The organism is Azorhizobium sp. AG788 (assembly GCF_943371865.1).
In the GTDB taxonomy this organism is placed as follows: Bacteria; Pseudomonadota; Alphaproteobacteria; order Rhizobiales; family Xanthobacteraceae; genus Azorhizobium.
Window position 1 is genome coordinate 60,663 of record NZ_CALRWL010000005.1, and the last position, 14,681, is coordinate 75,343.

The 14,681-nt window shown below is 65.1% G+C and carries 14 protein-coding genes; all 14 read right to left on the reverse strand.

Annotated elements, in window-relative coordinates; genetic code table 11:
• Positions 1-8: 8 nt before the first annotated feature.
• Positions 9-779, reverse strand: a complete 771-nt coding sequence (locus AAG816_RS04980; RefSeq protein ID WP_341988432.1) for a biotin--[acetyl-CoA-carboxylase] ligase — start codon at positions 777-779, stop codon at positions 9-11.
• Between the two features lie 3 nt (positions 780-782).
• Positions 783-2,213 carry an NADH-quinone oxidoreductase subunit NuoN gene (nuoN, locus tag AAG816_RS04985; RefSeq protein ID WP_341988433.1) on the reverse strand — a complete coding sequence of 477 codons (1,431 nt, stop codon included), beginning with the start codon at positions 2,211-2,213 and terminating at the stop codon, positions 783-785.
• Between the two features lie 14 nt (positions 2,214-2,227).
• Positions 2,228-3,742, reverse strand: coding sequence for an NADH-quinone oxidoreductase subunit M (locus tag AAG816_RS04990; protein ID WP_341988434.1), 1,515 nt, complete (start codon positions 3,740-3,742; stop codon positions 2,228-2,230).
• A gap of 2 nt (positions 3,743-3,744) precedes the next feature.
• Positions 3,745-5,670: an NADH-quinone oxidoreductase subunit L gene (nuoL, locus tag AAG816_RS04995; protein WP_341988435.1), complete on the reverse strand. Its 1,926-nt coding sequence runs from the start codon at positions 5,668-5,670 to the stop codon at positions 3,745-3,747.
• A 4-nt stretch (positions 5,671-5,674) separates the two neighbouring features.
• A complete protein-coding gene (gene nuoK, locus AAG816_RS05000) occupies positions 5,675-5,983 on the reverse strand; it encodes an NADH-quinone oxidoreductase subunit NuoK (RefSeq protein WP_029005218.1) in 309 nt (102 codons plus the stop codon).
• 12 nt (positions 5,984-5,995) lie between these two features.
• Positions 5,996-6,607, reverse strand: a complete 612-nt coding sequence (locus AAG816_RS05005; RefSeq protein ID WP_341988436.1) for an NADH-quinone oxidoreductase subunit J — start codon at positions 6,605-6,607, stop codon at positions 5,996-5,998.
• Between the two features lie 237 nt (positions 6,608-6,844).
• A complete protein-coding gene (gene nuoI, locus AAG816_RS05010) occupies positions 6,845-7,333 on the reverse strand; it encodes an NADH-quinone oxidoreductase subunit NuoI (protein WP_341988437.1) in 489 nt (162 codons plus the stop codon).
• A 64-nt stretch (positions 7,334-7,397) separates the two neighbouring features.
• Positions 7,398-8,417, reverse strand: a complete 1,020-nt coding sequence (gene nuoH, locus AAG816_RS05015) for an NADH-quinone oxidoreductase subunit NuoH (protein ID WP_341988438.1) — start codon at positions 8,415-8,417, stop codon at positions 7,398-7,400.
• Between the two features lie 91 nt (positions 8,418-8,508).
• Entirely contained in the window at positions 8,509-10,587 is a 2,079-nt protein-coding gene (nuoG, locus tag AAG816_RS05020; protein ID WP_341988439.1) for an NADH-quinone oxidoreductase subunit NuoG, read from the reverse strand.
• Entirely contained in the window at positions 10,584-10,937 is a 354-nt protein-coding gene (locus AAG816_RS05025) for a pentapeptide repeat-containing protein (RefSeq protein ID WP_341988440.1), read from the reverse strand. Before AAG816_RS05025 ends, nuoG begins: the two co-directional genes overlap by 4 nt.
• 4 nt (positions 10,938-10,941) lie before the next feature.
• Positions 10,942-12,243 (reverse strand): NADH-quinone oxidoreductase subunit NuoF, encoded by a 1,302-nt coding sequence (gene nuoF, locus AAG816_RS05030; RefSeq protein ID WP_341988441.1) that lies wholly within the window; start codon positions 12,241-12,243, stop codon positions 10,942-10,944.
• Positions 12,244-12,246: 3 nt separating this feature from the next.
• The gene (gene nuoE, locus AAG816_RS05035; protein WP_341988442.1) at positions 12,247-13,116 is read right to left on the reverse strand and encodes an NADH-quinone oxidoreductase subunit NuoE; all 870 of its coding nucleotides are present in this window, start codon (positions 13,114-13,116) and stop codon (positions 12,247-12,249) included.
• The gene (locus AAG816_RS05040; RefSeq protein WP_341988443.1) at positions 13,116-13,475 is read right to left on the reverse strand and encodes a hypothetical protein; all 360 of its coding nucleotides are present in this window, start codon (positions 13,473-13,475) and stop codon (positions 13,116-13,118) included. Before AAG816_RS05040 ends, nuoE begins: the two co-directional genes overlap by 1 nt.
• Positions 13,472-14,680, reverse strand: coding sequence for an NADH-quinone oxidoreductase subunit D (locus tag AAG816_RS05045; protein ID WP_341988444.1), 1,209 nt, complete (start codon positions 14,678-14,680; stop codon positions 13,472-13,474). The genes AAG816_RS05040 and AAG816_RS05045 overlap by 4 nt, the downstream gene beginning before the upstream one ends.
• Position 14,681: the final 1 nt, after the last annotated feature.

The window sequence follows — 14,681 nt, forward strand, 5'->3', positions numbered from 1 at the left end:
TATATCTTTCAATCCACTTTCGTTTGGAGCGATACATCGCCCGCTGTCACGATCTCCGCGACTCCGTCGCGGCGGCGCAGCATCATGGCGCCACGGTTATCGATGCTTTCAAATCGTCCGGTGACCTCGCGGTCGCCGATCTTCACGCTGACCGTATCACCAATGGCCAGCGCATGGCGCATCCAGTCGGTGCGCACGGACGCAAAACCGTTGCCGCCGTTCCATTGGTTCAGCCGCACCGCCATGGCCAGATCCAGCGCCTCCAGCAGCCGATCCGGCGCGGTGGGGGCGCCGGCCTCCTCCAGGCTGGTGGCGCGGTAGGGCAGATCTTCGGGATGGTGCAGGCAATTCACGCCGAAGCCGATCACCGCCGCGGAGCGGCCGGAGGCATCGCTGGAGCCCTCCACCAGGATGCCCGCCAGCTTGCCGCCATCCAGCATCAGGTCATTGGGCCATTTCAGGCGCAGGCCGTCGACGGAAAGCAGGGGAGCCGCCGCCACCACCGCATCGCGCAGGGCCAGCCCGGCGACGAAGCACAATTGCGCCAGATTGGCCACCGGCGCCGGATTGGGCAGTACCAGGGTGGCAAACAGGTTTCCCAGTTCGCTGGTCCAGGGCCGGCCGCGGCGGCCGCGGCCTGCGGTCTGGATATCCGCCACCAGCCAAGCGGGCATGGCTTCGCCTCGTCCGAGGCGAGCCAGTCCCTCCGCATTGGTGGAACCGATCTCCGTGAAGCGGATGATGGGTATGGTCGAACTTTGAAACCTGGGTGCCGCCATCGTTCAGAAAAGCGCGCGCGCCGCAGCGCCCGCTGCCTCGATAAGAGGAGCCGGATAGATGAAGAAGAAGATGGTGAACAGGCCCGAGACGCCCAGCACCGCCTTCAGTTCGCCGGGCATGGCATCGAACGCCTCGGCCGGTTCGTCAAAGTACATGATCTTGACCACGCGCAGATAGTAATACGCGCCGACCACGGACGCGACCACCCCGATCACCGCCAGCCAATAGAGGCCGGCCTGGATGGCTGCGAGGAACACATAGTACTTCGCCAGGAAGCCCGCCAGCGGCGGAATGCCCGCCAGCGAGAACATCAGGCCCGCCAGCATCAGCGCCATCAACGGCTTGGTGCGGGCGAGACCCGCCAGATCGTCCACGGTTTCCACAGCCCGGCCGTCCCGGCGCATGGCGAGCACGCAGGTGAAGGAGCCCAGCGTCATCACCACATAGATGGCCATGTACAAAAGCACGCCACGCACGCCCTGGGGGGTCGCCGCCGCCAGGCCCACCAGCGCGAAGCCCATGTGGCCGATGGAGGAATAGGCCAGCATGCGCTTGATGTTGCGCTGGCCGATGGCGGCGAACGCACCCAGCACCATGGAGGCGATGGCGACGAAGGTGACGATCTGCTGCCAGGCATGGGTCACGTGCGGCAGCGCCTCGATGGCGACGCGGATGAACACTGCCATGGCTGCCACCTTGGGGGCAGTGGCGAAGAAGGCCGTGACCGGGGTCGGGGCGCCCTCATACACATCCGGCGTCCACATGTGGAACGGCACGGCAGAGACCTTGAAGCACAGGCCGGCAAACAGGAACACGATGCCGAACACCAGCCCGAGGCTGGGCGCCGTGGCCACCTTGGCGATTTCGAAGAAATTCACCGAGCCGGTGAAGCCATAGATCAGCGAGGCGCCATAGAGCAGCATGCCGGAGGAGAGCGCGCCCAGCACGAAATACTTCAGGCCCGCCTCGGTGGAGCGCACCGAATCCCGGTTGATGGCCGCCACCACATAGAGCGCCAGGCTCATCAGTTCGAGGCCGAGGTAGAGCGCGATCAGATCGCCGGCGGAAATCAGGATGCAGATGCCCAGCGAGGCCAGCACCACCAGCACCGCATATTCGAACCGCGCCTGCTGCGCCCGGTTCAGCCAGTCCACGGACATGATCAGCGAGACCGCGGCACCCAGCAGCGCCACCGACTTCATGAAGCGCGAGAACGGATCGATCAGCATCGAGCCGTGGAAGCCGGAAATCGTCACCCCCGGCTGCAGCAGCACGAGAACGCCCGCGGCCACCAGAGCGGCGATGGCAAGGCCATTCACCAGATTGGCGGACTTCTCGCCTTGGAACGCGCCGATCAGGATCAGCACGATGGCGGAAAGCGCGAGCAGCAGTTCCGGAAGGACCGCGCCGAGCGGCGGCAGGACGGAGGGCATCGGACGACCTCGGATCAGTGGCTGAGCAGCAGCGCAGCGGTCTTCGCGGCGCTAGCGGCTGTCTCGGTACGGGCGACGACGAAGTTCACCGCGTGGGACGTCATGTCCAGCACCGGCGCCGGCCAGAAGCCGAACAGGATGGTGAGCACCACGAGCGGAACCATGATGCCGATCTCCCGCGGGGACAGATCGAGCATCTTGGACAGGTTTTCCTTCTCCAGCGGGCCGAAGATCACCCGCCAGTAGAGCCACAAAGCATAGGCCGCCGAGAGGATCACGCCGGTGGCGGCGAAGAAGGCCACCCAGGTGTTGCGCTCGAACGCCGCCAGCATGGTGAGGAACTCGCCCACGAAGCCGGAGGTGCCGGGCAGGCCCACATTGGCCATGGTGAAGATCATCAGCGCCGTGGCGTAGAGCGGCATGCGCTTCACGAGGCCGCCGTAAGCGGAGATCTCGCGGGTGTGCATGCGGTCGTAGATCACGCCGACGCAGAGGAACAGCGCGCCGGAGACGAAGCCGTGGGAGACCATCAGGAACATGGCGCCCTGGAGGCCAGCCTCGTTGAAGCTGAAGATGCCCATGGTCACGAAGCCCATGTGGGCGATGGACGAATAGGCGATCAGCTTCTTGATGTCCTGCTGCACCAGCGCCACCAGTGAGGTGTAGATGATGGCCACCACGGACATGGTGAGCACCATGGGCGCGAACAGATGCGAGGCGTCGGGGAACATGGGCAGCGAGTAGCGCAGGAAGCCGTAGCCGCCCATCTTCAACAGGATGCCCGCCAGGATCACCGAGCCGGCGGTGGGCGCTTCCACGTGGGCGTCCGGCAACCAGGTGTGCACCGGCCACATGGGCATCTTCACCGCGAACGAAGCGAAGAAGGCGAGCCACAGCCAGGTCTGCATGCCGGCCGGGAAGCCGTGCGACATCAGCGTGGGCACATCGGTGGTGCCGGCCTGCCAGTACATGGCCATGATGGCCAGCATCATCAGCACCGAACCCAGCAGGGTGTAGAGGAAGAATTTGAACGAGGCATAGATGCGCCGCGCCCCACCCCACACGCCGATGATCAGGAACATCGGGATCAGGGCCGCTTCGAAGAAGAAGTAGAACAGCACCAGATCGAGCGCGCAGAAGGTGCCGACCATCAGGGTCTCAAGCACCAGGAAGCAGATCATGTACTCCTTCACCCGCTTCTTCACGCTCTCCCAGCTGGCCAGGATGCAGAAGGGCATGAGGAAGGTGGTCAGGATCACGAACGGCAGCGAGATGCCGTCGACGCCCATGTGGTAGGCGGCAATCTCGCCCAGCCAGGGCTTCTTTTCCACGAACTGGAAGCCCGGCGCCGCGGCATCAAAGCCCGGCAGCAGCAGCAGCGACACCACGAAGGTGACGAGCGTGGTCCACAACGCCACCCAGCGGGCATTGCGCGCCGCCACTTCATCCTCGCCGCGCACGACGAAGATGAAGAGCGCCCCCACCAGGGGCAGGAAGGTGACGACGGAGAGGATCGGCCAGTCGGACATCGTCACACTCCGGCGAACATGAACCAAGTGATGAAGGCGGCAACGCCCACCAGCATCACGAAGGCATAATGATAGAGGTAGCCGGTCTGCAGACGGACGACCTGTCCCGTCACGTCCAGCACGCGGGCGGAGACGCCGTCGGGGCCGAAGCCGTCGATGAGCATGCCGTCACCCTTCTTCCACAGCGTGCGGCCCACCCACAGAGCGGGGCGCACGAACAGGAAGTTGTAGATTTCGTCGAAGTACCACTTGTTGAGCAGGAACTGGTACAGCGCATCCTGGCTCTGGGCGAGGCGCACCGGCACGGTGCGGTCCACCACGTAGAACCAGTAGGCCACCAGGAACCCCAGCGCCATCATGCCGGTGGCCGCATAGGCCGCCCAGCCGGGGATCTCATGCATGGCGTGGAGAATGTGGTTCTCCTTGCCCATGAAGATGGAGTGGCGGAAGAACTCCTCAACCCCGTGGCCGACGAAGATGCCGTAGAAGGCCATGCCCGCGAACACCGCGCCGAAGCTGAGCACCGCCAGGGGAATGGTCATCACCAGCGGCGATTCATGCGCCGCCTCATAGTGGTGGTGGTCATGGGCATGGCCATGGAAGGTCAGGAACACCAGACGCCAGCTGTAGAAGGAGGTCAGGCCCGCCGCCAGCACGGTCATCCAATAGGCATAGACCGAGAAGTGCGAGTGGCTGGCATAGGCCGCCTCGATGATCGCATCCTTGGAATAATAGCCCGCCAGGAAGGGGAAGCCGGTGATGGCCAGGGTGCCGATCATCATGGCGCCATAGGTGAAGGGGATCTTCTTATAGAGCCCGCCCATGTGCCGCATGTCCTGCTCGTGGTGCATCGCATGGATGACCGAGCCGGCGCCGAGGAACAGCAGCGCCTTGAAGAAGGCGTGCGTCAGCAGATGGAACATGCCGATGGAATAGGCGCCCGAGCCCATGGCCACGAACATGTAGCCCAGTTGCGAGCAGGTGGAATAAGCGATCACCTTCTTGATGTCGTTCTGCACCAAGGCGATGGTCGCCGCGAACATGGCGGTGGTGGCACCGACGATGGTCACCACGTCGAGAGCGGTGGGCGACAGTTCGAACAGCGGCGACATACGCGCCACCATGAACACGCCGGCGGTCACCATGGTGGCCGCATGGATCAGGGCCGACACCGGGGTCGGGCCTTCCATGGCGTCCGGCAGCCAGGTGTGCAGCAGGAACTGCGCCGACTTGCCCATGGCGCCGATGAACAGCAGCAGCGCGATCACCGTCGGCGCATCCCAATGGTGGCCAAGGAAGTTGATGGTCTTGCCGGCCAGGCTCGGGGCCTGGGCGAACACTGTGTCGAAATTCACCGCGCCGGTCATCACGAACACGGCGAAGATGCCCAGCATGAAGCCGAAGTCGCCGACGCGGTTGACCACGAATGCCTTCATGGCGGCGGCGTTGGCCGATGGCTTCTCATACCAGAAGCCGATCAGCAGATAGGAGGCCAGACCCACGCCTTCCCAGCCGAAGAACAGCTGCACCAGATTGTCGGCGGTCACCAGCATCAGCATGGCGAAGGTGAACAGCGACAGATAGGCGAAGAAGCGCTGGCGGCTCGGATCCTCGTGCATGTAGCCGATGGAATAGAGATGCACGAGCGACGACACGGTCGTCACCACGATCAGCATGATGACCGTCATGGTGTCGATGCGCAGCGCCCAGTCGATCTTCAGATCGCCCACATAGATCCACTGCATGAGCTGGACGCGGGTATCGGCGCCGCCGAAGCCCACGCGCACGAATGCGATCCAGGACAGCAGGCAGGCGATGAACAGCAGCGCGGTCGTCACGAGCTCGGACGGACGCGGCCCCAGGATGCGCCCGAACAGGCCGGCGATCAGAAAGCCGATGAGCGGGAGGAAGACGATGGCCTGATACATGCCCTCAGCCCTTCATGGCGTTGATGTCCTCGACGGCGATCGATCCGCGATTGCGGAAGAACACCACGAGGATGGCGAGGCCGATGGCCGCCTCGGCGGCCGCGACGGTCAGCACCAGGAGCGCGAACACCTGACCCACCAGATTGCCCTGGAAGGCGGAGAAGGCGACGAGGTTGATGTTCACGGCGAGCAGGATCAGCTCCACCGACATCAAGATGACGATGACGTTCTTCCGATTGAGGAAGATGCCCAGCGTTCCCAGCGTGAACAGGATCGCGGCCAGCGTCAGATAATGGGAAAGTCCGATTTCCATCTTCCCCGCTCCTCAGATGCCCTGGCCCGGACGCACCTTGACCACCTCGACGGCGGACTTGGCGGTGCGGGCGACCTGGGCGGAGATATTTTGGCGCTTCACGTTGGGCTTGTGGCGCAGCGTCAGGACGATGGCCCCGATCATCGCCACCAGCAGCACGAAGCCGGCGATCTGGAAGTAGTAGATATAGTCGGTGTAGAGCACCTGCCCGAGCGCGTAGGTGTTGCCGCGCGGATAGGTCATCACCGCATTCTGCGCCAGCGTGCTGATGCCCGGCCCCATGGCCCAGCTGCCCACCACCAGCACCAGTTCGGCCAGGAAGATCAGCCCGATCAGCAGGCCCACCGGCAGATATTGCAGGAAGCCCTGGCGCAGCTCGACGAAGTCCACGTCCAGCATCATCACCACGAACAGGAACAGCACCGCCACCGCGCCCACATAGACCACCACCAGGATGAGGGCCAGGAACTCGGCCCCGATCAGGATGAACAGCCCCGCCGCGTTCACGAACGCGAGGATGAGGAACAGAACCGAGTGCACGGGGTTACGCGACGAGATCACCATGAAGGCGGACGCCACCAGGATGAACGCGAAGAGATAGAAAAACGCTGCCGCGAAACTCATGCGCCGAGCTCCCCTCTCCGCGACGCGGTGGCGCCGATCATTTCCGGCCGCGCGTCGCTGCCGGCCCGTCGATAGCCCGTACCCATCGCCCAAGTCCACTGTCCGTGGGGCCCGCAGAACGCCGGCCCCGTGATAATTGCCCCGCTCCCGCCGAAAGCGGGAGCTTCCCCTTGGCGCACCGAGCGGCGCGCCCGTCCCTCATGTTCGCCGGCTGCGGCAGCCGGCGGTCTCAGCCGCTCAGCGGTACGGCGCGTCCAACGCGATGGAACGCGCGATCTCGCGCTCCCAGCGGTCGCCGTTCGCCAGCAGCTTGTCCTTGTCGTAATACAGCTCTTCCCGGGTCTCGGTGGCGAACTCGAAGTTCGGTCCCTCGACGATGGCATCCACCGGGCAGGCTTCCTGGCAGAAGCCGCAATAGATGCACTTCACCATGTCGATGTCATAACGGGTGGTGCGGCGGGTGCCGTCGTTGCGGCGCGGGCCGGCCTCGATGGTGATGGCCTGCGCCGGGCAGATGGCTTCGCACAGTTTGCACGCGATGCAGCGCTCTTCGCCGTTGGGATAGCGGCGCAGCGCATGCTCGCCGCGGAACCGCGGCGAGATCGGGTTCTTCTCGAACGGATAGTTGATGGTGGCCTTGGGCGCGAAGAAATAGCGCATGGCCAGGAAGAAGCCCGACACCAGCTCGGTCAGGAAAATGGCGCGTGCGGCCTGGTCAAGTTTCATGGCCTCTCTCCCGCCGCCCGAAGGCGATCAGACAGATGGGGGGCGAAGGATCGGGTTGGGGCGATCATCGCGGCGCCAGCCCGGTGAAGTGCAGCACGGAGGCGACAACCACCACGGCCACCAGCGAGATCGGCAGGAACACCTTCCAGCCAAGGCGCATGAGCTGATCGTAGCGATAGCGCGGCACCATGGCCTTGGCCATGGCGAACATGAAGAACATGAAGCAGAGCTTCAGCATGAACCACACGATGCCCGGCACCCAGGTGAAGGGCGCGAACGGGATCGGCGACAGCCAGCCCCCCAGGAACAGGATGGTGCTCAGGGCGCACATGGTCACGATGGCCACATACTCGCCCAGCATGAACAGCAGGTAGGGCGTGGAGCCATATTCGGTCATGAAGCCCGCCACCAGCTCCGACTCCGCTTCCACCAGATCGAAGGGGGGGCGGTTGGTCTCGGCCAGCGCGGAGATGAAGAAGATGACGAACATGGGCAGCAGCGGCAGCCAGTACCAGCCGAGCATGCCCAGCTTAGTATCCTGCGCCAGCACCACCTTGCTGAGGTCCAGCGAGCCGGCGCACATCAGCACGGTCACCATCACGAAGCCGATGGAGACTTCGTAGGACACCATCTGCGCCGCCGAGCGCAGTGCCGCCAGGAAGGGATACTTCGAGTTCGAGGCCCAGCCGCCCATGATCACGCCATAGACGCCCAGGGACGAGATGGCGAAAATGTAGAGCGTGCCGAGATTGAGGTTGGCGATCACCCAGCCGTCGGCGATGGGCACCACCGCCCAGGCGGCGAGCGCCAGCACGCAGGTCACCAGCGGCGCCAGCAGGAACACCACCTTGTTGGAGCCGGAGGGGATCACCGGCTCCTTGACCACGAACTTCAGCAGGTCGGCGAACGACTGGAACAGGCCGAACGGTCCCACCACATTGGGGCCGCGACGCATTTGCACCGCCGCCCAGATCTTGCGATCCGCCAGCAGCAGGAAGGCGATGACGACGAGGAGCGCGACCAGCAGGGCAAGACTTTGGCCCAGAATGATCAGCACATGGATCAGGGTGTCCTGCCAACTCATGGGTTCTTCTCGCCCCTCGCGCTCCAGCCGGCCGAGGCAAAGGCCCGGCAACGGCTGTCAGATTGATCCCGGCCCTGGAAACACATGCGCCCTACTCCGCGGCGACAGCGGCGCTGCCCAGCCGCAAGGCCGAGCATTCCGCCAGCACGGCGGAGGCCCGTGCGATGGGGTTGGTCAGGTAAAAGTCACGGATCGCCGGAGCGAACGGCGCCTTGTCCGGCGTCCCGCCCACGCCCGCCAAGGCGGCCACGGCAGCCGCATCGGCGGGTTCCACCTCGTCGAGGCGGCCGAGATGGGGATGCGCCGACACCAGCGCCGCGCGCAAAGCGAACAGCGTATCGAACGGCAGCTTGTGGCCGAGCACTTCGGACAAGGCCCGCAGCACCGCCCAATCCTCACGCGCCTCGCCCGGCGGGAAGGCCGCGCGGTTGGCCAGCTGCGGCCGGCCTTCCGTATTCACATAGATGCCGGACTTCTCGGAATAGGCCGCGCCCGGCAGAATCACGTCGGCGCGATGGGCGCCGCGATCCCCATGGGTGCCCAGATAGACCACGAAGGCCCCCGGCGCCACGTCCACTTCATCGGCACCCAGCAGGAACACCACGTCCTGCGCCCCGGCGGCAACGATGCCGGCCGTATCGAGACCGCCTTCGCCGGGCACGAAGCCCACGTCCAGCGCACCCACGCGGCTGGCCGCCGTGTGCAGCACCGCAAAGCCGTTCCAGTCGTCCTTGATGGCGCCGCAGGCCACGGCCACGCGCGCCGCCAGGGAGAGCACCGCCGCGCCGTCGGCGCGGGCGAGCGCGCCCTGCCCCACGATCACCAGCGGACGCTCGGCAGCTTTCAGCACATCGGCGAAGGTGCCGCTGCCGGTCAAATCGGCAAGGGTCTCCGGGCCTGCGCCCAGATATTCATAGGGATAGGTCAGGTCCACATGGGGACCGACCAGCGCCACCTTCAGGCCACCGGCGCGCCAGCGCTTGCGGATGCGGGCATTGAGGATGGAGGCCTCATGCCGGGGATCGGTGCCCACCAGCAGGATCGCGTCCGCATCCTCGATGGCGGCGATGCCGGCATTGAAGATGTACGCGGCGCGCCCCAGCGCGGGATCGAGCGCCGCGCCGTCCTGACGCGCGTCCATGTTGACCGCGCCGAGCTTGCCCAGCAGCTGCTTCAGCGCGAACACCTCTTCCACGCTGGCCAGATCACCGGCCAGGGCGCCGATGCGCGCGGGCGTGGTGGCCTTCACCTTGGCGGCGATGGTGTCGAAGGCTTCCTGCCAGGTGGCGGGGGCAAGGCGACCGTTCTTGCGCACATAGGGGCGGTCAAGACGCTGGGTCTTCAGGCCATCCCACACATAGCGGGTCTTGTCGGTGATCCATTCCTCGTTCACCGCTTCATTGACGCGCGGCAGAATGCGCATCACTTCGCGGCCACGGGTGTCGATGCGGATGTTGGAGCCCACGGCGTCCATGACGTCGATGGATTCGGTCTTGGTCAGCTCCCACGGCCGGGCATGGAAGGCGTAGGGCTTGTGGGTCAGCGCGCCCACCGGGCACAGGTCCGCCACATTGCCCTGCAGCTCCGAGCGCATGGCGTGCTCGAGATAGGTGGTGATCTCCATGTCCTCGCCGCGCCCGATGGCGCCGAGGTCCGGCACGCCGGCCACTTCCGTGGAGAAGCGCACGCACCGGGTGCAATGGATGCAGCGGTTCATGGAGGTCCGCACCAGCGGGCCAATGTACTTGTCTTCCACCGCGCGCTTGTTCTCGGCGAAGCGGGAGCTATCCACGCCGTAGGCCATGGCCTGGTCCTGCAGATCGCACTCGCCGCCCTGATCGCAGATCGGGCAATCCAGCGGGTGGTTGATGAGCAGGAACTCCATCACCCCTTCGCGGGCCTTCTTCACCATGGGGCTCTTGGTGAGCACCACCGGCGGCTCGCCATTGGGGCCGGGACGCAGATCCTTCACCGCCATGGCGCACGAGGCCGTGGGCTTGGGCGGACCGCCCTTCACTTCCACCAGGCACATGCGGCAATTGCCGGCGATGGACAGGCGCTCATGGAAGCAGAAGCGCGGGATCTCGACGCCCGCGACTTCGCACGCCTGGAGCAGCGTGTATTCGGCGGGGACATCGACCTCGGTGCCGTCGACGATGATCTTGCTCATGATTCTTTCGCCTCGCGGCCGACCTGCCGCTCGTTCCACGCGGCCTGGAGCTCGGATACTTCGACGCCGTCGATGGTCATGCCCTCAAGACGGCTACCGATAATGGATGCGCCCGCCAGATTGGCGTTGGTGATGCGCAGACCCGCCAGGTTCACATTCTGAACCGTCCAGCCGGACATGTTCAGATCGTCAAAGCCGCAGCCACTCAGATTGACGTTGTGATACTTGCCGCCAGACAGGTTCACATTTTCAAAGGTACAGCCGGACAGGTTCACGTCGTCGAACATGGAGCCCGACAAATCGCTGACTGTGGCCGACAGCCGATGCTTTTCCTGATGGATCTTCATCATCCCCTCACTCGGCCGCCACGGGGACGGGGTCGGAATGCGGGTTGGCGGAATACTGGTCGATCCGCTCTTCGATCACATGACGGAAGTTGCGGATCAGGCCCTGCACCGGCCACGCGGCGGCATCGCCGAGCGCGCAGATGGTGTGGCCTTCGATCTGGGTGGTGACTTCCAGCAGCTGGTCGATCTCGCGCTTCTGGGCGCGGCCTTCGGCCATGCGGTTGAGCACCCGCCACATCCAGCCGGTGCCTTCGCGGCACGGGGTGCACTGGCCGCAGCTCTCATGCTTGAAGAAGTAGGAGATGCGGGCGATGGCGCGGATGATGTCGGTGGATTTGTCCATCACCAGCACGCCGGCGGTGCCGAACGAGGATTTCGCCGCGCGCAGGCCGTCGAAGTCCAGGATCAGGTCTTCGCAGGCCGCCGCCGGCACCACCGGGCAAGAGGCGCCGCCGGGGATAATCGCCAGCAGATTGTCCCAGCCGCCGCGGATGCCGCCGCCATGCTTTTCCACCAGCTCGCGGAAGGTGATGCCCATGGCATCTTCCACCACGCACGGCGTGGCCACATGGCCGAGAATGCCGAACAGCTTGGTGCCCACATTGTTGGGCCGGCCGATGGCGGAGAACCACGCGGCCCCGCGGCGCAGGATTTCCGGCGCCACGGCGATGGATTCCACGTTGTTCACCGTGGTCGGGCAGCCATAGAGGCCCATGTTGGCCGGGAACGGCGGCTTCAGCCGCGGCATGCCCTTCTTGCCTTCCAGGCTCTCCAGCAGCGCCGTCTCTTCGCCGCAGATATAGGCGCCGGCACCGTGGTGCACATAGAGGTCGAACGGGTAGCCGTGGATGTTGTCCTTGCCGATGAGGCGCGCCTCATAGGCCTGGTCGATGGCCGCTTCCAGTTGCTCGCGCTCGCGGACATATTCGCCGCGCACATAGATATAGGCCGCGTGCGCCCCCATGGCGAATGAGGCGATCAGGCAGCCTTCGATCAGGGTGTGCGGATCATTGCGCATGATCTCGCGGTCCTTGCAGGTGCCCGGCTCGGACTCGTCGGCATTGACCACGAGATAGTGCGGGCGCCCATCGGACTGCTTGGGCATGAAGGACCACTTCATGCCGGTGGAGAAGCCGGCGCCGCCGCGACCACGCAGGCCGGACGCCTTCATCTCATTGATGATCCAGTCGCGGCCCTTTTCCAGGATGCCCTTGGTGCCATCCCAGTTGCCGCGCTTGAGCGCGCCCTGGAGGCCCCAGTCGTGGCGACCGTAGATATTGGTGAAGATGCGGTCCTTGTCCTGGAGCATGGCTCAAGCCTCCGGATCGCGCACGCCGGTGCCGGTCTTCGGCGCCTCGCGCTTGGAACCCGTGACAGACGGGCTGCTCTGCTGGGCGGCCGTCGCGACCGCCTCGCGCTTGTCGCGGGTGTCCTGGCCGTCGGCGGCCTTTTCCTGCGCCGCCGACTTGGCGCCCAGGGGATCGCCCGGGGTTTCCGTGGCGGTCGAGGGCCGACCGGCCGACAGAAGGTCCGGGGTCTCGGTGCCGCCGCCCGCAGCCGCAACCGCCGGCTGGCGGTTATAGAGCGCCGGATCGGTCAAGGTGATCTCGGGTCCGATGGGCGCCGAGCTCTGGCGGCCGATCTGGGAGCCGGTCTTCACCGGGCGACCGGCCTGGAGATCATCCAGCAGCTTCTCCAGGCTCTCAGGGGTGAGATCCTCGAAATAGTCGTAGTTCACTTGAACCATGGGGGCATTGGCGCAGGCGCCGAGGCACTCCACTTCGAGCCACGACAAGGCGCCGTCGTCGGTCACATGCCGCTCGGGGCCGATCTTGCGATGGCACACTTCCTTCAGCTCATTGGCACCGCGCAGCGCGCACGGCGTGGTGCCGCAGAGCTGCACGAAATGGCGCCCCACCGGCTGAAGGTTGAACATGGTGTAGAAGGTGGCGATCTCCAGCACCCGGATGAAGGCCATGTCCAGCTTTTCGGCGACGGCGCGGATGGCCGGCTCGGGGGTCCAGCCCCCGGCCTGCTCCTGCGCCTTCCACAACAGCGGGATGACGGCACTGGCCTGACGGCCTTCGGGATACTTGGCGATCTGACGGTCAGCCCAGGCTTCGTTCTCCGGTGTGAAGGCGAAGCTGGCGGGCTGCTCGGCGGCAAGACGGCGGACGGACATCAGCGAGTTCCCGGCCCGGCTACGTGGCAATTGTTGTAGGTGCCGCCGGCCTGCGCCAAAGCGCAGTAGACGGTGGCGCCGTCCTTGTAGAGCATCAGCACCTGGGCATCGGCATGGGCCAGTTGCCCGTTGGTGCCCGGAACGCCCGACACCGGAACCAGCGCGGCCTTGATCGGCTGCCAGCCGTCGCTGAGCAGCCCGTAGACCGTCAGCTTCTCGGCCACCACCGCAAGCGGCGGGGCGGTGGGGGTGGCAGGCGCCACGATCTCGATGCTCGGCACCTTTGTGGGATAATCGGCGGCCACGGCGGAGCCGGCGGCCATCACCAGAGCGAAAGCGGTCAGTGCGAAAGTCTTCACCGGTCAACCTCCCCGAACACGATGTCGAGGGAGCCCAGCACCGCCGAAACGTCGGCGAGCATGTACCCGCGACACAGGAAGTCCATGGCTTGGAGATGCGCGAAGCCGGGAGCGCGGATCTTGCAGCGGTAGGGCTTGTTGGAGCCGTCCGCCACCAGATACACGCCGAATTCCCCCTTCGGCGCTTCCACGGCCGCATAGACTTCACCTTCCGGCACGTGGAAGCCTTCGGTGTATAGCTTGAAGTGGTGAATAAGCGCTTCCATGGAGCGCTTCATCTCGCCCCGCTTGGGCGGGGTGACCTTGTGGTCCGTGGAGGCGACCGGGCCGGTCTCCTTCAGCAGGCGCGCCACGCACTGCTTCATGATCTTGATCGACTGGCGCATCTCTTCCATGCGGACCACGTAGCGATCATAGCAATCGCCGTGCTTGCCCACCGGAATGTCGAAATCCAGCTCCGAATAGCACTCATAAGGCTGCGAGCGCCGCAGATCCCAGGCCGCGCCCGAGCCGCGCACCATGACGCCGGAGAAGCCCCAGGCCAAAGCGTCTTCGAGCGTCACCACGCCGATATCGACGGTGCGCTGCTTGAAGATGCGGTTCTCGGTGACCAGGCCGTCCAGATCGTCCAGCAGCTTCAGGCACGGATCGCAGAAAGTGCCGATGTCTTCCACCAGCTGGGTGGGCAGGTCCTGATGCACGCCGCCGGGCCGGAAATAGGCCGCGTGCATGCGGCTGCCGGAGGCCCGCTCATAGAACATCATCAGCTTTTCGCGCTGCTCGAAGCCCCACAACGGCGGGGTGAGCGCGCCCACGTCCATGGCGAACGTGGTGACATTGAGCAGATGCGACAGCAGGCGGCCGATCTCGGAATAGAGCACGCGGATCAACTGGCCGCGCTTGGGCACTTCCAGGCCGATCAGCTTTTCCACCGCCAGGCAGAAGGCGTGCTCCTGGTTCATCGGCGCGCAATAGTCGAGCCGGTCGAAATAGGGCACCGCCTGGAGATAGGTCTTGGCCTCGATCAGCTTCTCGGTGCCGCGATGCAGCAGGCCGATATGGGGATCGACGCGCTCCACCACTTCGCCGTTCAGCTCCAGCACCAGGCGCAGCACGCCGTGGGCCGCGGGATGCTGCGGGCCGAAATTGATCTGGAAGTTGCGGACCGGGTTTTCGGTCTTGGGAGGATCGAGCGTATAGGCCATG